The 297-nt window shown below is 65.0% G+C and carries 1 protein-coding gene; it reads right to left on the bottom strand.

What is annotated here, in order from left to right; genetic code table 11:
- A partial coding sequence (locus tag FQ664_RS25820; protein ID WP_218570418.1) for a hypothetical protein occupies window positions 1-297 on the bottom strand: 297 nt, incomplete at both ends.

Here is a 297-nt window from a genome sequence, read left to right as displayed (position 1 = left end):
CGTATGGATGTGCTGTTCGCCCATGTGGCTGCGCGTGACCAGCACCGCAGCCGGACGCTGCTCGTTGGGCTCCTGCAGTTCCAGGGTGAAACGGGCGCTGCCGAGGTTGCCCTGGTTGAGGTGCTTGGCCAGCGCGTCCAGGCCTTCCCCGGGACCTGCGTTGCGCAGGTTTTCCAGCTCCAACGGCATGAAGTCGACCAGCGCTTCGAGCAGGTTGCGGTCGTAACGATGGGTATTGCGGTTGATCGTGTCCTGCGCGGCAGCGTAGGCGAGCAGCAGCTTTTCCAGCGCCACGCC

Source organism: Pseudomonas persica (assembly GCF_900291015.1).
GTDB lineage: Bacteria > Pseudomonadota > Gammaproteobacteria > Pseudomonadales > Pseudomonadaceae > Aquipseudomonas.
Note: the sequence above shows the minus strand (reverse complement) of the source record. Positions and strands in the feature narration are given on the sequence as shown.